General features: G+C 39.8%; 13 protein-coding genes. 10 read left to right on the top strand and 3 right to left on the bottom strand.

Annotated features, from left to right (window positions below; all coding sequences use genetic code 11):
- Together ACZZZC_RS15320 and ACZZZC_RS15315 are read left to right on the top strand one after the other, a co-directional pair.
- Positions 1-3,051, top strand: a complete 3,051-nt coding sequence (locus tag ACZZZC_RS15320; RefSeq protein WP_463487569.1) for an efflux RND transporter permease subunit — start codon at positions 1-3, stop codon at positions 3,049-3,051.
- A gap of 85 nt (positions 3,052-3,136) precedes the next feature.
- Positions 3,137-4,144, top strand: coding sequence for a YncE family protein (locus ACZZZC_RS15315; protein WP_463487568.1), 1,008 nt, complete (start codon positions 3,137-3,139; stop codon positions 4,142-4,144).
- Between the two features lie 91 nt (positions 4,145-4,235).
- Here ACZZZC_RS15315 and omp85 read toward each other — a convergent pair whose 3' ends face one another.
- The 3 genes from omp85 to ACZZZC_RS15300 are packed head-to-tail and all read right to left on the bottom strand — an operon-like array spanning position 4,236 to position 7,682.
- Positions 4,236-5,663 (bottom strand): Omp85 family outer membrane protein, encoded by a 1,428-nt coding sequence (gene omp85, locus ACZZZC_RS15310; RefSeq protein ID WP_463487567.1) that lies wholly within the window; start codon positions 5,661-5,663, stop codon positions 4,236-4,238.
- 58 nt (positions 5,664-5,721) lie between these two features.
- A complete protein-coding gene (locus tag ACZZZC_RS15305) occupies positions 5,722-7,011 on the bottom strand; it encodes a sensor histidine kinase (RefSeq protein WP_463487566.1) in 1,290 nt (429 codons plus the stop codon).
- Complete coding sequence (locus ACZZZC_RS15300; RefSeq protein WP_463487565.1) at positions 7,008-7,682, bottom strand: response regulator transcription factor; 675 nt, start codon at positions 7,680-7,682, stop codon at positions 7,008-7,010. Before ACZZZC_RS15300 ends, ACZZZC_RS15305 begins: the two co-directional genes overlap by 4 nt.
- A 263-nt stretch (positions 7,683-7,945) precedes the next feature.
- Here ACZZZC_RS15300 and ACZZZC_RS15295 point away from each other — a divergent pair, with 263 nt between their 5' ends.
- The 8 genes from ACZZZC_RS15295 to ACZZZC_RS15260 all read left to right on the top strand — a co-directional run bounded on the left by ACZZZC_RS15295 (position 7,946) and on the right by ACZZZC_RS15260 (position 20,543).
- Complete coding sequence (locus ACZZZC_RS15295; protein WP_463487564.1) at positions 7,946-8,935, top strand: carboxypeptidase-like regulatory domain-containing protein; 990 nt, start codon at positions 7,946-7,948, stop codon at positions 8,933-8,935.
- Between the two features lie 49 nt (positions 8,936-8,984).
- Positions 8,985-10,057, top strand: a protein-coding gene (locus tag ACZZZC_RS15290) for an IS3 family transposase (RefSeq protein ID WP_463487563.1) whose coding sequence is annotated in 2 segments (ribosomal slippage) — positions 8,985-9,246 and positions 9,246-10,057 — 1,074 coding nt in all. Because the reading frame shifts where the segments join, the coding sequence is not laid out codon by codon here.
- Positions 10,058-10,137: 80 nt separating this feature from the next.
- Positions 10,138-12,147: a SusC/RagA family TonB-linked outer membrane protein gene (locus ACZZZC_RS15285; RefSeq protein WP_463487562.1), complete on the top strand. Its 2,010-nt coding sequence runs from the start codon at positions 10,138-10,140 to the stop codon at positions 12,145-12,147.
- Between the two features lie 185 nt (positions 12,148-12,332).
- Positions 12,333-13,889, top strand: coding sequence for a SusD/RagB family nutrient-binding outer membrane lipoprotein (locus ACZZZC_RS15280; RefSeq protein ID WP_463487561.1), 1,557 nt, complete (start codon positions 12,333-12,335; stop codon positions 13,887-13,889).
- Positions 13,890-13,955: 66 nt separating this feature from the next.
- Positions 13,956-15,530: a purple acid phosphatase family protein gene (locus tag ACZZZC_RS15275; RefSeq protein ID WP_463487560.1), complete on the top strand. Its 1,575-nt coding sequence runs from the start codon at positions 13,956-13,958 to the stop codon at positions 15,528-15,530.
- Position 15,531: 1 nt separating this feature from the next.
- Positions 15,532-16,905, top strand: a complete 1,374-nt coding sequence (locus tag ACZZZC_RS15270) for a purple acid phosphatase family protein (RefSeq protein ID WP_463487559.1) — start codon at positions 15,532-15,534, stop codon at positions 16,903-16,905.
- A gap of 7 nt (positions 16,906-16,912) precedes the next feature.
- Positions 16,913-18,721: a cytochrome-c peroxidase gene (locus tag ACZZZC_RS15265; RefSeq protein ID WP_463487558.1), complete on the top strand. Its 1,809-nt coding sequence runs from the start codon at positions 16,913-16,915 to the stop codon at positions 18,719-18,721.
- Between the two features lie 133 nt (positions 18,722-18,854).
- Entirely contained in the window at positions 18,855-20,543 is a 1,689-nt protein-coding gene (locus ACZZZC_RS15260; protein WP_463487557.1) for a DUF4091 domain-containing protein, read from the top strand.
- Positions 20,544-20,548: the final 5 nt, after the last annotated feature.

The following is a 20,548-nucleotide window of genomic DNA, read 5'->3' as shown; positions in this document are numbered from 1 at the left end:
ATGAAAAACTTTTTTATCTCTCATAGAAATCCTATTCTGGCCGTACTGGTCATTATTCTGGTTGGAGGCGTTTATTCTTTTCAGCAACTGAAAACTGGACTTTTCCCCGAAATCACTTTTCCGAAGATTAAAATTATTGCCGATGCTGAACTGCAACCAGTTGATAGAATGGTGGTGACGGTTACACGTCCGTTGGAAAATGCGGTAAAGCAAGTGCCAAATCTACAATTAGTAAGGAGTACAACCAGTCGTGGAAGTTGCGAGCTCTCGGCATTTATGAATCCTGGAGCAGATATCAATTTAAGCCAGCAACAAATCGAATCGCAGATTGCAAAAATCAGCGCAACATTGCCGGCAGGGGTAAACATCTCGGTTGAGAAAATGAACCCCTCCATTTTGCCCGTTAGCGGCTATAGCTTGGAGAGCCATAAATATTCGCCTGCTGAACTGAAAAAGATTGCCACTTATACCGTGAAACCTTTTCTTTCACAAGTTACAGGTGTATCTGAAATTCGGGTTATTGGAGGGAAAAGCAAGGAATTTTGGCTGGAACTTGATGTATCCAAAATGCAAACGCTAGGCATATCACCAGATCAAATTAGCACTGTACTTTCTCAAACCAATTTTATAAAATCGAACGGCTATTTAGCCGACCATAATTATTTATACCTCTCGGTTACCGATGCAACGGTAAAAACCAAAACTGACCTTGAAGACCTTGTACTCACCAGAAAGGGAAACCGTACACTAAAAGTTGGCGATATTGCCAAGGTTAGCATACAACAAAGTGTAGAATATACCCGAATAAATGCAAATGGTAAAGACGGAATTCTGATTGCAGTTATTAAACAGCCTAACGCCAACCTTGTTGACCTTTCGAGCCAAATGGCCACAAAGGTTAGTCAGCTCGCAACCATACTTCCTGCGGGGATCACCATCAAACCCTATTACGTACAAGCTGATTTTGTAAACGAATCGGTCAAAAGCGTTCGTGATAGTTTATGGATAGGATTAGTACTGGCCATCATTGTCGCCATTATTTTTCTGCGTTCAATTAAAGCCAGCGCAACCATCCTCATCACTATTCCAGTTACGCTTTGCCTAACGGTGGTTGTACTTTATTTTATCGGTTACTCTCTAAATATCATGACTTTGGGCGCTATTGCAGCGGCTATTGGATTAATTATTGATGATGCTATAGTAGTAGTAGAACAAATCCATCGTACACACGAGGAGTATCCTGATGAACCTACAGTTCCTTTACTTGGAAGGGCGATTCATTATCTTTTTCCTGCAATGTTGGGTTCATCGATTAGTACCATCGTGATTTTTGTTCCTTTTGTACTTATGACAGGGGTTGCAGGGTCTTATTTCCAGGTAATGACCAATACCATGATTGTTACCCTGGTTTGCTCGTTTTTTGTAACCTGGATTGGCTTACCCGTAATTTATCTGTTGCTCACAAAAGATTCACACAATAATGCATCAGGCAAGCAAGCTGTTGTTCATGAAGTTAAGCCACAAAATTGGGTGCGTTATTTTATTCAGCGACCGTATATCAGTTTTGTTTTTATATTGATCCTAATAGCTTCCATTGCAGTCGTTTTTCCTCGCTTACAAACAGGATTTCTGCCCGAAATGGATGAGGGGAGTATTGTTTTGGATTACGCATCGCCTCCAGGAACATCGCTTGAAGAAACCGATAGGATGTTGAAAGAAGTGGAGAAAGAAATTGTTAAAATACCTGATGTGCAGGCCTATTCGAGAAGAACGGGAACACAAATGGGCTTTTTCATTACCGAGCCTAATACAGGGGATTACCTGATTCAACTCAAACCAAACAGAACAAAAAGTACAGGTGAGGTAATTTCTGAGATCAGAACACATGTTGAAAGTACACAGCCTGCATTAGTGGTCGATTTTGGCCAGGTGATTGGCGATATGCTTGGCGATTTAATGAGTTCGACTCAGCCAATCGAGATTAAAATTTTTGGTAACGACCAGCAAAAATTACAGGGCTTATCAAAACAGGTAGCAAATTTGGTTTCCAAGATAAGTGGGACAGCTGATGTGTTTGATGGGATTGTATTATCTGGCCCAACCGTAAATGTTCAGCCTAATTTTGCTATGCTTGCTCAATACGGTGTAACGCCTGCATCATTTCAGTTGCAGGTTCAAACGGGCATGCAAGGTAATGTAATCGGTGATTTGTATGATAAACAACAACTTTCTCCCATCCGAATGGTTTATCCGGGTAGTAGAAAATTTAGTATTTCTGATATCTCGAGGATGAAGATTTTTCTGCCTGATGGAACTGCCATTCCAATTCAGAATTTAGCTAAAGTTGAGCTGAAACCAGGTAGTGCTGAAGTGGAAAGGGAAAACCTGCAAACCATTGGTGCCATTACCGCCAGATTAGATAACCGCGACTTGGGAAGTGTAATGAATGATATTCAGTCAGCTATCAAATCAAAAGTAAATCTGCCCTCAGGATATCACATTGAATATGGCGGTGCTTACAAGGAGCAACAACAATCTTTTTCTGAATTATTGACTATCCTTATTTCATCAAGTTTGCTTGTTTTTACTGTTATTTTATTCCTTTTCAAGGATTTTAAAATAGCATTTTTAATTCTCCTGATTTCTGTTTTGGGAATCTCAGGCAGTTATTTAGCACTTTTTATAACAGCTACTCCACTGAATGTGGGCAGTTACACCGGGCTGATTATGATTGTGGGCATTATCGGGGAAAATGCAATTTTTACTTTCTTACAGTTTAAGGAGTCGTTGCACGATAAAGAAGTAGATGATGCCATTACTTTCGCTATTTCGACACGGTTAAGGCCTAAATTAATGACCGCTCTAGGGGCGATTATTGCGCTGATGCCGTTAGCATTGGGCATTGGCGCCGGTGCACAACTTCACCAACCACTGGCCATTTCTGTAATTGGTGGGTTTATTGTAGCCCTGCCACTGCTTTTGGTTGCACTCCCAAGCCTTATCCGTAAATTTTATTCAAACAAGCCATTAGAAAATTCAACTCAAAAATAAAATGAAGTCGCCACGATTTGAAAATCACACAATGGAATGATTAAATCATGATACCAACATCACAAAAAAGAACAGATTTAAACAGATGAAAAAGAAATTTATAACAATGGCTTTGTTGATTGCAACCGGCCTATCAGTAAATGCACAAAAGAAAACAGGTATTCATTTATTAGCTACACACACCATTGGGAGCAGTGGTGGTTGGGATTATCTCACTGTCGATCAAAAGAATAATAACCTTTTTGTTTCTCACGGAACACAGGTAAATGTTTTGAACAAAAATACGGGCGATTCGGTTGGTGTAATCCATAATACACAAGGTGTACATGGAATAGCTGTCGTAAGTGCCCTGGGCAAGGGATATACCACCAATGGTAAAACAGCAACATGTACGGTTTTCGATTTAAGAAACTTAACTGTGATGTCGCAGATTAATGTTGGCCAAAACCCAGATGCTACTTTTTATGATGACTATTCGCAGAAAGTATTTGTATTCAATGGAAAAAGCCATGATGCGACTGTTATCGACCCACAGACCGATCAAGTGGTAGCCACTATTCCATTGGAAGGAAAGCCGGAGGCTGGTGTATCTGATGGAAAAGGAAAAATTTATGTAAACATTGAAGATACAAATGAGATTGTTTGTTTTGATAGTAAAACTTTCAAAGTGTTATTCCGCCATAAACTCCTTGGTGGAGAAGAACCTTCAGGTTTGGCCATTGACCGGACTACTTCGAGGCTCTTTACGGTGTGTTCGAATAAAGTAATGCTTGTTTTAGACGCTAAAACGGGTAAACATATAGCTAAATTACCAATCGGTGATGGAGCTGACGGAGTGGTTTTTGATGCAGCAACAAAATTAGCTTACAGCTCGAACGGGGAGGGAACAATCACAGTAGTGAGAGAAGTTTCGGCAGATAAATTTGTGGTAGAAGAAACTATAAAATCCGAGTCTGGTGCCAGAACAATTGCACTTGATAATGTTACCCATCATATTTTTCTCCCAACAGCAAATTTTGAGAAAAGTACTGTTGAAGGACAGCGGCCAAAAATAATTTCAGGAACTTTCAAAGTTTTGGAGTTCGGTAAATAGAGATTCTTAGATCATTTAAACATGATTCTTTAATGCAAAGCTAATCCTGAATTTGCATTAAAGGATCATGGTAGTAAGTAGTGTCTTAATTTTAAAATATCTGACCGATGCCAAAGAAGAATAGCTTATCTTCTTTTGAAATTCCATAGTCAAAGAATAAAATGGTGGATTGGTTCCAGGAAATTCTGGCTCCCGCACCATAAGAGGTCTTGATGTTTTTAAAGTTGATGTCCTGCCATCTGTCCCGAACAGTCCCCGCGTCGAAAAAAGGTGCAATCCCAAAGCCAAAATTTTGTTTGCCCCACTTCATCTCGGCTATTCTGGCCCTGAGCTCAAAGTTTGCGAACCAAACCGATCTCGCCAGAAACCTGTTCGCCCGGTAGCCTCTGAGCGACTGCCTGCCACCCAGGCTATTGATACTTCCATCCGGACTCCACTGGTCCTGGAATTCAAAAAAAGGAGCCTGCTTTCCAAAAATATTCCCTGCTCCTAACCTTGCTGCAAATACTGTTCTTTTCCCTACCGGAAGTTTTTGGTAAAATCTACCCTGTAAAAACAGTTTGTTGAAATTGAACTGTGAACCAATGAATTTACCAGAGAACTCGTTCGCGGCCTCGAAATAGAGCCCTTTTGTAGGGTCAGGTTCAAAATCCCTGGTATCATATATCAATGCAGTCTGCAAAATTGAAACCCATCCGCCTTCTAGCCCTGAAATTTTGCCTTGCTCAAAATCCCTCCTCAAAAGAGAAGTGCCGTTAAGCGCCTTTCTCTTTTGCCCGGAAATGGGGTCAACCGCATCGGTTTCCAGTCCTTCAAATGTAGCGTAGGCGAGGTGTTGAATCTCATAGCCCCCCATTATCCGCCAGACTCCTTTTCCAATCGCATAGTCGGCTTTTAGGTTCAGCATAAATTCAGTTTCCCGGAAGCGGTTAGAAAGTGCATCGCTTACCGTCGTTGCGGCCTCCCCTGGTCCACCCGGTCGAAGGGTTTTACGGGCGATGTCGAATTCCTTGTAGGTTGCATAGCCGGCTGAACCGGCCACTGCCGATGGCAAGCGCAGTTCGCCTAAAGTAACTTGAGTTGATCCAAAATATAAATTAGATGGATTCTGTTGGGCTTTGAAATCGAGCTTGAATCGCCATCTTGAGCCTTTGTAATAAGGTACATCTAAAGATAGTATGAGTTCCCTGGCATTGGAGGTATAATACGCGGCGTTCGCTTTTAACCTCATCAGGTAGGGCGTGTAAGCAAACAATGGATTTTCGCGATTGCCGTTCCAAAACACATTGGTTCGGAGACCAAGGCCAAAACCTGTAACCGGATCAGAAGAAAAATCCGGAATCCCCGTTATAAAAGTGCCCTCCTTTTTCTTTTGAAGGTCGCTGTCTGACATTTTTTTTGATCTGATAAATGAGAGGGAATCAATTGGTGTAAATGCTGTCTCAGTCGTGTCAGTCGCCTGCTGCGCCACTACATTAAGGCTCAGGCAAAGAAGTGATAGTATGAATAATCGTCTCATAAGGTTATTGATGTTTTATTACAATAGTCCGATGAGATTTAGAATTAATTCTGAATTCCTATTCTCTTTGGAAAAATACGTTAAAAATATGTACACCATCGGCAAAGGTATAATTCACTTCCCAGCCATTTTTAAAGCAGATTTCTTTTACAATTGCAAGCCCAAGTCCGCTTCCGTATTGGCTCGCGGAAGAAAAACGCCTGAAAAGTTTTTCGGATGGAAGTGAATTGATGCCGTTGTTACTGATGGTAAGCTGGGCTTTTGTTAATGAAATGGTTATTTTTCCACCTACCGTATTGTACCTGATGGCATTGGAAATCAGGTTTCCTGCCATAATCTCAATCAGGGTCTGATTCGCGGAAACCGTTATTCCTTCATCAATTTTTTCTATAAATAGAGTTTCATCCAACCGGTAATTATTTTTGAGTTCCCTCTTAGTCTTCAACAATGTTTCACTAAGTTTTACCTGCTCCGTATTATCGAATTGGTTATTCTCTATTTTTGCAAGCATTAACAGGTTCCTGTTTATTCTGGTAATCCTGGCGATTGCTAAATCAATCTCTTCGATGAGCTGATACTGTCTTTGGGTAACCGGCTCATCCTGAAGTAATAGGTTAAGCTTTCCTTTAATGATAGAAAGTGGTGTCTGTAATTCATGAGAGGCATTCTCAGTAAACTCTTTTTGCCCCTTGTATACCAAAATCGTATGGCCGATAAGTTTCTCTAATGCCTGATTGAGTTCCCTAAATTCGAGAATATTTGTCGCCGGGAACTCGATAGGTTTTTGGTGGTTTAAGTTAAATTCCTTAAGGTTTTTTAATGCTGCCCGGAAAGGTTTCCAAAGTTTTTTTGACAGCCTCATATTAAGCACCAAAAATCCCATAACCAGAATAACAAAAAATATTAAAGTCACCAAGGCAATCGCAGCTACGGTTTCTTCAGTTTCCTCGACATTAGTTTCTATAGTCAAAATAAAAGGCTTGCCGTTGATATGTATTAATTTACGAAGTCCCCGAAAACGATCGATCTCAACTCTTTTAAGATACGGGTTTTGTCGGAATTCAATAAAAAGACTGTCTTTCAACTTTACATCAAGCCCCACTTCTTTTAGACTGGTGCCAGGCTGAATGCTGTTCCAGAGTTTGATGCTTTCCTGAAGTTGTTTGTCATCAAGGTGCATTTGATTGAGTTTATGCTCTGTCCTGCTTGCAATGATTTGATTATGTTCATCTAATTCTGCAAGCCAAATGCCATCTACGAGATAATGATAAGCCGGAATACTTGCTGCAAGGACAAATAATGCATAGATCGAAAATGAAATAAACGTTTTGCTTAATAGCTTGTTCATCTTTCCCATTTATATCCTGTCCCATATACCGTTTTCAACTCATGCTCAAAACCGGCATCCGAGAGTTTTTTCTTGAGGTTTTTTACATGAGCGTATATAAAATCAAAATTATCGAACATATCTGCATAGTCTCCTGAAAGATGTTCCGCGAGTGCGCCCTTGGATATAACTTTGTTGGAATTTCCGATAAAGAAAATTAAAAGATCAAATTCCGTTTTGGTTAACAGAATCTGTTTTCCTTTTATAGATACACATTTTGCAGGTATATCAATCTTTAAATCTCCAACATTGATTTTATTGGTATTGTCAAATTTCTTTCTTCTAATAACCGCAAACATTCTTGCAGCGAGTTCTGACAAATGGAAAGGTTTGGTAAGATAATCATCTGCCCCGATTTCCAATCCGCGAATCTTGTCATCCAGGGAATCCTTTGCGGAGATAATTATTACACCATCTCCCTTCTCAGATATTTTGATCTGCTCAAGCAACCGGATTCCGTCTCCATCCGGTAGCATAATATCAAGCAGAATACAATCATAAGTATATTGACTGAGCTTAGCCATAGCCCGTTGAAACGTTGGTGCGGGCTCACAGATGTAGTTTTGCCCGGAAAGATATTCTACAATGTTTGAGGCCAGGGCGGGCTCGTCCTCAATAATAAGCACTTTCATATCTGTGAAGATAAAACCCAAATCTGAAGAAAATCTGAATTTGGCAGTTTTTCTATATTCATTATTCCCTCACGTATCTATTAATTTACAGATATCACCAACAGCTTGTTAAGCTATTGTTTTTTGATTGTTAAATTAGTGTTAAAGGGTATTTTTTAGTGTTTTTATGTTAAAAAAGTATATAAAATCAACTTTTAAAAGGATTTCTGCAGGCTCCTCAAACAATACTTTTGCCCACATTAAAACATTAAATCAAACAGATAATGAAATCAATTTTTACCAATATCATGCTAACGCTGTTATTCTGCACTTTAGTCAGCAGTACCTCTTTTGGGCAAAGCAAACTCATTCAAATTAAAGGGCGGGTGACTGATGAAACGGGAGCTGGTATGCCCGGAGTAACGGTAAGCGTTAAAGGAAAGTCTGTGGCAGTTACCACTGATAATTCTGGTGGTTATGTACTGGCAAAAGTAACTGAACAGGACATCCTGCTGTTCTCATTTGTAGGATATATACCTAAAGAAGTTGCGGTAAATCGCATGAATACTATCAATGTTATTCTTTCCCCGGATTCCAAAAATCTCCAAGAAGTTGTCGTGACCGCCCTTAATATTAAAAGGAATAAGAAAAGTCTTGGCTATGCGGTGAGCACCCTGGATGGGAGTATGGTCAATAATGTACAGACTCCAAATATTGTTAATGCCTTATCCGGAAAGGTTGCAGGTGTGGATGTGGGAAATATCGCAAACGGTGTTGCAGGTACTAAAAGAATAGTGATCAGGGGAGGGGCATCCCTAACCGGAAACAATCAGCCGTTATGGGTAGTAGATGGAACTCCCATAAATTCTGAAACATTGGGAGGACCTGATGCTTATGGTGGCGTAGACTACGGGGACGGTCTCACCGGTTTAAATCCAGACGACATTGAGAATATCAGTATATTGAAAGGAAATGCTGCTGCAGCACTTTACGGTTCTCTTGCCTCAAACGGTGTGATATTGGTCACAACAAAAAAAGGAAGATCCAACAATGGTAAAGCCACACTTGATTTCAGTTCATCGGTTCTTTTTGATAAGCTCATTAACACTACTGACTTTCAATTTGATTATGGGCAGAGTGGAACGGGTAATGAACCTCCTGCTACACCGGAAGAAGGTTTCAGTTCGTCAAGTTGGGGTTCAAGATTAGATGGAAGACCATCAGTAAGATTGTGCACTTCCCCAAATTCAGACCAGTTAAAAGTAGAATTCTAGACCGAGCGCAGCGAGGCTATTAGAAAAACTATTAATTTTAATTGGCAATATGAAAAGAATCAAGTTTACGGAATCCCAGATTGTAAAAGCAATCAAGGAACATGAGAATGGCAAGAATGTGCACGATCTCTGCAGAGAGTTAGGAATAAGTACAGCAGCCTTTTACAAATGGCGCCAGAGATATGGCGGAATGGAAGTAAAAGAGTTGTCAAAACTTAAGGCATTGGAGGAAGAAAATGCACGTTTAAAGAAAATGTATGCTAATCTTAGCCTCGTGCATGAAGTTTTCAAGGAGGCTGTAGAAAAAAAGCTTTAACGCCTGACGAAAAAAGGGATTTAGTGGATGAAATGGTAAAAAGGATAAGCCATCGTCAGGCCTGTAAATGCGTTGGATTGAACCGCAGCAAACATTATTATCAACATAAACGACGGGATGATAGTGAAGTAGTTGATGCGCTTTCACTTCTTGTTGAAAAGCACGTCTCCATAGGCTTCTGGCAGTGTTACTACCGATTGCGTCGAAAAGGGCTTAAATGGAACCATAAAAAGATTTATAGGATTTATACATCAATGAGGCTTAATATCCGCCGCAGGGCAAAAAAGAGGCTGCCAGAAAGAGTCAAGAAGCCTTTGTCTGTACCAGAAACTATAAATGAGGTATGGTCCATGGATTTTATGAGCGATGCGCTTTGGAATGGAAGGAAATTTAGGTTGTTGAACATCGCTGATGATTACAACAGAGAGATGCTAGCTATGGAGATAGATTATTCACTGCCGTCCTTGCGGGTTATCAGAGCGTTGGATGAGTTGAAACAATATAGGGGACTTCCAAAAAAAATAAGAATGGATAATGGGCCGGAGTTCATCTCGCATAAGTTGGATGAATGGGCAAAGGAAAACAATGTTGAACTAGTTTTTATTCAGCCAGGAGAGCCAACACAGAACGCGTATATTGAAAGATTGAATGGAAGCATCAGAAGAGAATTGTTAAATGCATACATATTTCACTCCCTGGATGATGTAAGGGAGAAAGTAGAGGAATGGATGATGGATTACAATTACCATCGACCACATCAAGCATTGAACTTCAAATCTCCTGTAGATTTATTACAGGAAATTTGAGGACAAAATTATACTTTTGAATGGTCTGAAAAACAGGGGAGCTTACAAGATTTGATGGAGTTACTGTTCCATTTAGTCCGGTGACTGATAATTATGATCGTTTTTTCAATACGGGTAGCACAATTACCAATACCATTGCGCTATCCGGGAGTAACAATACCCATAATTATAGAATTTCTTTGTCAGACTTAAGAAATAATGATATCATCCCTAATTCAAAATTTAACCGGACAGGGATAAACCTTAAGACCAGTTCACATTTCGGGAAATTGACTGCGGATGTTGCCATTAACTATACTATTGAAAAGGCAAAAAACAGACCATTCATTGGTGGTAATGTTTCAAATTTGTTTTATTCATTAGCCTATATGCCTGGAAATATTGATGTGGAAAGTCTAAATCCTGGCTATGATGCAGATGGAAATGAATTCAGTTATGCCAACAGCATATCTAATCCCTACTATGCTGTCAATAAAGTAAACCAAAGTGATGGAAAAGATAGGGTTACCGGATCAATAAGCCTGCAATATGATTTCACTAAATGGTTATATTTAAGGGTAAGAGGTACACGTGACTACTATGCGGCGGGAAGAACCAGGTATATTCCCGGAGGTAATCAGTTTACCAGCTATCCTCTGGGGCAGTTGGAAGAAGCTGCAACCAAGAGCCTTGTCAGCAATTATGAGGTAATACTAGGCTTAAACGATTTAAAATTTCACAATTTTGGTTTGAACTTTTTTGTTGGTGGAAATAACTTAGAACGTAGAAGAGATATTGTAAACACTTCGGGTAATAGTTTCGTTGTGCCAGGTGTTTATACTTTTAATAATCTTTCTACCAAACTTCCTACTACAAGTAAAAGCTGGCAAAAAACCAATTCATTGTTCGGTAGCTTAGAGCTTTCATACAATAAATACTTGTATCTAACCCTAACTGGTCGTAATGACTGGTTCTCTACTTTGCCAATGGAGAATAATAATCTGTTTTATCCTGCAGCATCATTATCCTTTGTCTTTTCAGATGCTTTTAAACTGCCTTCCGCAATATCATTTGGTAAGCTCAGGGCATCTACAGCACAGGTTAGCGGCGATACAAGTCCATATCAGCTTGATTTGAGTTACTCTTTAACACAGATTGCTTACGGCAGTAATAATTTGCAATATATCGGAACAACAAATGTAAGTAACAGTAAGTTACAGCCCTTATTGAGTACGGATTATGAACTTGGACTAGAAATGGATTTCTTTAACAGCAGAATTGGATTCGATGTGAGTTATTATAACAAACAGATCAAAAATGATATTGTGAGAACTGCGGTTTCAAGAAGTACGGGTTTTAGAACGGCCATTCTGAATGTAGGACAGATGGAGAATCAGGGGGTTGAATTATTGTTAAAAGCCACACCGGTAAAAGCAGGTAAATTTGCTTGGGATCTGAGTACAACGTTTACAAAAAATGCAAATAAAGTAGTTACCCTTGGGCCTGGTACGGAGAATGCACCAATACTTATGGCCACTGCAAAAAGTGGTGAAGTAATTATCCAGTTGGAAGAAGGCAAACGATATGGTGGCATATATGGATATAAATATCAACGTAACGCCAACGGACAGGTCGTTTACAATGCTCAAGGTTTACCGCTTTACAATACTAAAAATGAATTTCTTGCCAATGGGGTGTACGACAAAATGTTGGGATTCACGAACACTTTTAGTTATGGTAATTTTTCTCTATTCACGCTTTTGGATGCAAAATGGGGCGCTTCTATATATTCAGAAACCAATGCATTATCGTACAGCAATGGTAAACACAAAAATACGTTAATCGGGCGTGAAGAAGGTTTGGTTGGGGAAGGCGTGAATGAAAGCGGTGCTATCAATACCATAAAATTACGAGGAAATAGCAACACGGATTTTTCAACAGGAGCCGCAAGTGTACAATCTTATTATCAACAGGTTTCGCATGTTGCCGAAGAGTTTATTTACGATGCCAGTTTTGTAAAACTTCGAGAAGTATCACTTAGTTACCGTTTTCCAAAAAAAACTGCTGAGCAGGGCAGGTATAGCCAATGCAACTTTTTCAATCGTAGGTAGGAATTTAGCCACTTTATATAAAAACAAGGCTCTTACAAATGTAGATCCCGAGAGCAGTGTAGCCAGTGGCAATGCACAAGGTATTGAACGTTTGGTTTATCCCGTAACCAGAAACTTTGGCTTCACACTTAAACTTTCTCTCTAATCAACCCAAATAGATTAGTATCCATTTACAAATATTGATTATGAAAACAATAATAAAAAAAATAGGTGTTTGCTCTATGCTGATCCTATCTACAATTCTTGGCGCTTGCGATAAGGATTTTGACAAAGTAAACATTAGCGAAGATTTTGTTTCAACCCCAAATCTGGATTACATGCTTCCTGATATTGAATTAACCATGCTTGATAACACCTACTATTGTATGGTCGATTTTGTTGCTCCTTTTGTGATGCAGGTTACCAATAGAAAAAGCTACCAAACGCTGATTACACCAGGAGGCTATCACGGCTATCATTTTGAATGGATTTATGGTAATCCGCTGGTAAATTCGGTTGATTTTATAGAGCGGAGTAAGGTGGATCCAACTCGTGTAAATTATACCAGCATAGGAAGAATTATCAAAGTCTACCTTGCTCACCAATTGACGGATCTTTATGGTGAGATCCCTTACTTCGAAGGTGGAAGAGGCTACTTAGACAGGACATTTACACCAGCCTATGATCCTCAGGAAAGAATCTATGCAGATATGTTCAAAGAACTTGAAGAAGCTACCGCCGCCTTCGATAATACTAAAAAACTGCCAACTACTTCAGATATTGTATACAAAGGAGATCTAACAAAATGGAAGAAATTTGCAAATAGTTTAATGCTGCGTTTAGGGCTGAGGATCATGAAAGTTGATCCGGTAAATGGAAAAAAATGGATTGAAAAGGCCGTAGCTGGTGGGCTGATGACTACTAACGACGATAACTTTCTTGTTAAATATTTGCCAAACAGCTCAACAGGTGGAACAACTAATCCAACTTCTAATGGCCAGGCACATATCTTTATCAGATACCCGGATAATTATAGATTAACCTCGCAGTTTGTTAACCAATTAAAAGATAATGCTGACCCTCGCTTAAGTGTATATGCCATGTTACCTGCTTCCAGAACAACATACGGCGCTGGAAGTAAAGATCCTTCAAAGCAGAAAGGCTGGCCAGCTTTTGGGGATAGGGCCGAGGAGGCACCTTATGCGAGTATTCCCTCAGCTAACCGCTTAAATTATTCAGTTTCAAATAATGCCACTTTTGGTAGATACGATGCGCCTTATATCCATTTGAGCTATGCACAGGTTCAGTTTCAGCTAGCCGAGTGTACTGTAAGAGGAATAATTACAGGTACAACAACTGCTAAAACCTATTACGAAAACGGCGTAAGAGCTGCGATGGATCAACTCAAAGTTTACGGCAGCGAAGGTGTAATATCTTCAACACAGGCAAACGCCTATCTAGTGGCTAATCCTTATAATCCGGCCAGCACTGAGGCAGCACTCGAGATGATCAATACACAATACTGGATAGAAACCCATTTCAATTGGTATGAGACTTTCGCCAATATGAGAAGAAGTGGCTATCCAAAACTTTACGAAAAATTAACTTCTGCCACCCTGCAGCCAGGCAATCTTAATGCCCAGATGCCAAGAAGGTTGACCTACCAGCCAGATGAGGTTTCAACCAATCCGAAATTACAGGCAGCCTTGCAGCGTCAGGGGCCTGACTTAACCAGCACACGGGTATGGTGGGATAAACCTTAATTTTTTTTTTCTTATTAATATTGCAACTATGACCTTTTGGCTATGGTTGCTTTTTAATTAAACATAATGAAATACATTTTACTATATATTTTTATCACCGCTTTTTCTTTTAACGGTATTGCCCAAACTACAACATCGAGAAGAGATGCGGAAAGGTATGGTTTTCGCCCAGCGTTAATCCGTGGTCCATACCTTCAGGTTACTACTCCAACAAGTATTATTGTAAGGTGGCGAACCGATGAACTTGATGCTGGATTTGTGCGTTTTGGAACGGACCCTAAAAAGCTCGACTTAATTGCAGGAAACAGTAATCGAAGTAAGGATCATCTAGTCACTTTAAATAACCTAAAGCCTTCTACAAAATATTATTACATGATAGAAGGATTTAAGGATACGCTACAGTTTGATGAAAAAAACAACTTTTACACCTTTCCTACGGTAGGAACCGAAGGTAAATATAGGATCGGTATTTTCGGTGATTGTGGAACTAGTATACCGAATCAGCTTAACAGCCGCGATCAATTCGAAAAGTATATCGGTGATGACACACTTACGGCTTGGGTTTTGCTTGGCGATAATGCCTATTCCTTCGGTACCGATATGGAATATCAACATAACTTCTTTAATACCTATAAAGATAATTTATTGAAAAGATCCGCCGTGTTTCCGGCACCTGGGAACCATGACTACCGCGATGAGCCCTATGCAGCTGAAGTAGCGCAACGTTCTGGAGAAATTGGTTATTATCAGAATTTTAACATGCCAACCAAAGGTGAATCTGGTGGCCTGCCTTCGCATACCCCTGCATTTTATTCTTATGATATTGGAAATATCCATTTTCTTTCACTGGATTCGCATGGAACTGAGGATAACGGATCAAGGTTATATGATACGACAGGAGTACAGGTGAAATGGGTAAAAGCAGATCTTGAAGCGAACAAAAACAAAGGCTGGGTCATAGCATATTGGCATCATCCACCGTACTCAATGGGTTCACATAATTCTGATACAGAAAGACAGCTCATAAAGATCCGTGAAAACTTCATTCAAATACTCGAAAGATATGGCGTTGACCTGATTCTGTGTGGCCATAGTCACTCTTATGAAAGGTCAAAATTAATGCAGGGGCATTATGGTCCGGAGGCTTCGTTTTCTCCTGAGAAACATTTGCTAAGTACCTCGTCTGGTTTTTACGACGGTTCAAAAAATTCTTGCCCCTATATTAAAAATGATTCTAATAAGGGAACGGTGTATGTTTTAAGCGGCTCTTCCGGTAGGATTGATCATGCTCAAGCCTCTTTTCCGCATGATGCTATGCCCTTTGCCAGTGTGAGCATCGGCGGAGCAAGTATCTTGGAAGTGGAAGCAAATCGATTGGATCTGAAATGGATACAGGCAGATGGTAAGATTGGAGATCATTTTACGATGATGAAAAATGTAAATGCCAGAAAGAAAATTCAGGTTAGAGCAGGGCAGAAAGTTACTTTAAAGGCTTCGTATATAGGTGTATACAAATGGGATGGGTCTTCAGAAAAAACCAGGGAAATTACCATCATGCCGAAAGTTGGAAAATCTAGTTACCGTGTTACCGATGGTATGAATTGTTTGGAAGATGTTTTCGAAGTTGAAGTCGTAAAATAATATGAAACTAAAAACATTTATTAAATATCTATCTTGTGGGTTAGTTCTTCTGGCCAACCATGCTATGGGACAAAACAGTTCAGCTGAAAAATTTATTAATAAGCCTAAACTGATTAGAGAACCCTATTTGCAGGTTGCAACTGATACCAGTATGGTAATTAGATGGCGTACGGATGTAGCTACAAGAAGTAGAGTGACCTATGGGGATGCTGTTAACCAATTGAATCAAAAAAAAGATCAGGTTACGTTGGTTACCGAGCATGAAGTACTGATTACCGGGCTAAAACCTTCAACAAAATATTTTTATAGCGTAGGCTCTGCTCAAGATACACTTCAGTTAGGACTAAATAATTATTTTACCACGCTACCAAAAGTTGGTGCAATCGGAAAATATAAAGTTGGAATATTTGGCGACTGTGGTGCTTTAACCATCAATCAAGCGAGAGTTCGAAACAGCTTTGAATCCTATCTTGGAAACAGAGACCTTAATGCCTGGATTTTGCTGGGCGACAATGCCTATAATGATGGTACTGATATCGAATTTCAATCTAAATTCTTCAATGTTTACAAAAACAGGTTGCTTAAAAACTATCCAGTCTACCCTACACCTGGAAACCATGATTATCATGATGTAGATTTTGGTTCGGATTATGCTCAAAACAACCACAATACCGCTTACTACCAGAATTTTACCATGCCTGTGAAGGGAGAAGCTGGCGGCGTTCCGTCAAATAATCCTGCCTATTATTCTTTTGATTTGGGAAACATTCATTTTATCTCTCTTGATTCCTATGGAAAAGAGGAAAGTAAATATTTTCTTTATGATACCCTAAGCCCGCAGGTGCAATGGCTTAAAAAAGATTTGACTATGAACAAAAACAAGGGCTGGATAGTAGCTTATTGGCATTTTCCTCCATACTCCAAGGGTACTCATGATTCTGATACCGATGATATCATGACCGGGGTAAGGGAAAATCTGATTGGTATTTTAGAAAGGGAGGGAGTAGACCTGATTGTTTGCGGTCATAGCCATGTTTATGAGCGATCAAAGCTTATGAACGGTCATTACGGACCTGCAAAAACCTTCAATTCTACAAAGCATAATCTCAGCAGTTCTTCAGGCTTAAATGATGGCTCGAAAGATTCTTCGCCTTATGTTAAAACTTCAAGAACCCAGGGAACTGTTTACGTAGTGAGTGGATCTGCAAGTTATGTTGGTAAACCTTATCCTGATTTCCCTCACAATGCGATGTATTATTCTAATGCGACGGATGCAGGTGCAGCGATTTTGGAAGTGGAGGGGAATGTGCTGGACTTTAAATGGATATGTGCCGACGGACAGGTTCGTGATCAATTCAGAATGATTAAGAAGTAAGTCATTTATGAAGAAATTGCTGTTTGGTTTGCTGGTTGTTTATCTGGGTTTTATGTTCCTATCCATGACAGTTCAGCGCCAGGATGAAAGCCAAAGCCAGGAAACAAAGCTCACTCTGATCTACTTCCGTGAAAATTCTTCGGCCTTTTCTAACTCCTGTGAGAGATTAAAGAATGCTGTTGATCTTCTTGATCATTCGGAGCTAAGTCATTTAAACGCTATAGCCGAATTGAAAAATACAAGAATTGCCTATAAAAAAATAGCCTTTTTTATGGACTATTTTCTGTCAAGTGCTGCGTTAATTTATAACCAGCCGCCAAATCCCGAGGTGGAAATACCCTTTATGGAAGCCAGCGAACCCGTTGGTTTGCAGGTTATAGAGTCGTTACTTTTTCAAGAATATTCGAATAGTGTGAAAGCTGAACTTATCGGGCAGGTAAAACTTCTTGCTGCATCTGCTTCGGATATTAATTCGCTATTGTTTAATCTCCCTATCAATGATACTAAAATTATGGAAAGCCTGCAGTTATCCCTAATTTATATGGTATCACTAGAGATTTCCGGATTTGATGCGCCAGAGTTAAAATCAGGAATAATTGAAGCAAAGGCTTCGTTGGAGACAATCAGATCGGTATTGCAGCCTTATATCACTAATATGCCGTCTCAGCCTTTGAATGCTCAGTTGAACGCCAAATTGGGTGAGGCAATTGACTTTCTCAAAAAAAGCGCTGAGTTTGATACTTTTGACAGACTTCTTTTTACCCGAAAATATGTACTTCCGCTCCAAGGTATTATGGATAATTTTATTTTTCAGAACGGCTTTGGTAGCAAAGATTCAAAAGTCCCATCAAGGCTTTTTAGTCCGGGGGCTATTGAAATTGGCAAGCTCACCAAGCGGGATTCGGACCTGATTGCTATAGGGAAAAAATTTTTTGAGGAACCGATGCTTTCGGGAAATATGAAACGGAGCTGCCGTAGTTGTCATAATCCAGATACTTATTTTTCTGATGGATTGACTGCCAATACCACTTTCGATGGGGGCGCTAAACTATCCAGAAATACACCCACACTCCTTTATTCCACGCTACAGCACAGTCAATTTTGGGATGGCCGTGCATCAAATACAAATGAATTGATTTTGCAAGTGTTACAAAATCCGCTAGAGATGAATGCCAAACTCAGCTCGATTGAAGAACGCTTAAAGAATAGTCCAGATTACAAGCAAGCGTTTCTAGTCGCATTTCCAGATCAATTAAGTAAAACATCCACAATAACCAAAGTCACCACAGCTATCTCTGCCTATTTAAGAACGCTCTCGCCTTATAATTCCAGGTTTGATCGTTACATGAGTGGAAAACTCAAAAAGTTAAATATTAGTGAGATAAATGGGTACAATCTTTTCATGGGCAAAGCACAATGCGGAACCTGTCATTTTGCGCCTGTATTCAATGGCTTGGTTCCTCCACGTTTTGATCGTAATGACTTAGAAGTGATCGGGACAACGAGCAGCGCCAATTTCGAAAATCCACATCTCGACACAGATAATGGACGGTTCGATACTTATCCAATGGATAATTATCGAGGTGCTTTTAAAACCCCGACCTTGAGAAATATAGCTAAGACGGCCCCATATATGCATAATGGCGCCTTTAAGACGTTAGAAGAAGTAATAGAATTTTATAACAAGGGCGGTGGGGCAGGTCTGGGCCTCCATGTCCCTATGCAAACACTATCTTCAAAGCCGTTAAAGCTTAGTGATACAGAAATAGGTCACATTGTTGCTTTTTTGAATTCATTGACTGATAACATTAAATAAATATTAACCTGATATTAATTGGGGAACTTAGCGGCCTGATTAATTTGGTATGAGGTTTTTTTTTCGAGCTATTTTTCTGTTATGGTTGATCTTAAGCTGTTTTTGTTTTCAGATTAAAGCACAGAATAAGACATTGAATAATAAAGATAATCTGACTTATACCGAGCTTCCAAATCCTAAACCTACCGACACTAATTCTTGGATTCCGCTTAAGGGAAAAATGCAAGTGAGTTACGCCGACGATCAGGTACGCTATGAAAAAGAACGTGTTCCAGATATAAAAAAAAGCAAGCTTTGGAATGGCATTGCCTGGAAAGGAGAGAGAATACATACACAGGCATTAATTTGGGGAGGAGTTTCTTCAGGGGAAATCCATTTTGTAGTTGGTGATCTTAAAAACAATCTTGGAGGGGTAATTGGTAAAGAAAATATAAACGTTTCTTTTGTACGCTATGTACTGTCGGATAATGCAGAAGATGGTTGCGCACATGGATTGCCAAAGCTTTATGATTCTCTTTTAGTGGCTGACCCGATTGATATTGTTTCAACACTTTCAATTGAAGCCAATACAGTTCGGCCAATCTGGATCGGTGTAACTGTACCACAAAATACTCCCGCAGGCAATTATAATGGCCAAATCACGATTTTTGCGGATAAGAAACATGAACTGGAAATTACTATCACGGTAAGAAACCACATTTTGCCAGATCTCAAAAATAGCGCTTACCATTTAGATTTATGGCAATACCCTGCACCAATTGCTGAGCTTCATCACCTACGATTATGGAGTGCTGCGCATTTTGATTTGGTTAAAGATTATTACACCAAACTGGCCCAGGTAGGTCAAAAAGTGATTACTGCCAACATTATTCCTCAGCCATGGGGCCGAGATCACACACATACCGAAGATCCCTCGCTAATAAAATGGACAAAACTAAAGAATGGGACCTGGGATTACGATTTCGGTATTTTTGATCAATATATTGAGACCGTTATGGCTAGTGGAATTGACCAGCAGATTAATTGCTATTCTATGCTCAGTTGGGATGGCAACTATAGATACACGGATTCTGCTCAAAAAAATCAGGCATCAATTAATTTATCACCCGGATCAGCAGATTACATCGACTTTTGGGAACCCATGCTTAGGGCATTTACGGCACATTTAAAGACAAAAGGTTGGTTCGAGAGGACGGTAATGGCACTGGATGAGCGGCCTGCCGCAGAAGTGGGATATGTAATTGCTTTATTAAAAAAAGTTGATGAAAACTGGAAAATAGCCCTATCAACAGATACCGGAATTGGGGAACTTCAAAAGGAAATATACGATTATTCCCTGGCATCTTATCTGGAGATTGATTCAAGTCTTCTTTCTCAACGCAAGGCAGCGGGTAAAATAACCACATTTTATACCGCATGTGTAGAGGCCTTCCCCTCGAGTTATACTTTTTCACCACCTGCGGAAAATACCTGGTTGGCATGGCATGCTGCGGCGAAAGGTTATGATGGTTATTTATTCTGGGCATTTAACAGCTGGGTTTCCGACCCATTGCGTGATGCACGGTGGAAGCAATATCCATCCGGAACGCTTTATCAATTTTATCCAGGTCCCCGTACTTCTATACGTTTTGAAAAGCTTATTGCAGGGATTCAGGATTTCGAAAAGATTAAATACCTATTGCAACTTTTTAAGCATCGTGCCGAAATATCCAAGCTTAAAAAGTTGCAGTATATCCTAAATGAATTCCAGATTGAAAACCTTAAAAAGCAATCAGCTGCTGATATGCTTAAAATGGCTCGAAAGTTTATTAATGCGCAATAGCGTGA

The organism is Pedobacter sp. AC212, from assembly GCF_979258625.1.
This window is presented reverse-complemented; position numbering and strand designations above follow the sequence as displayed.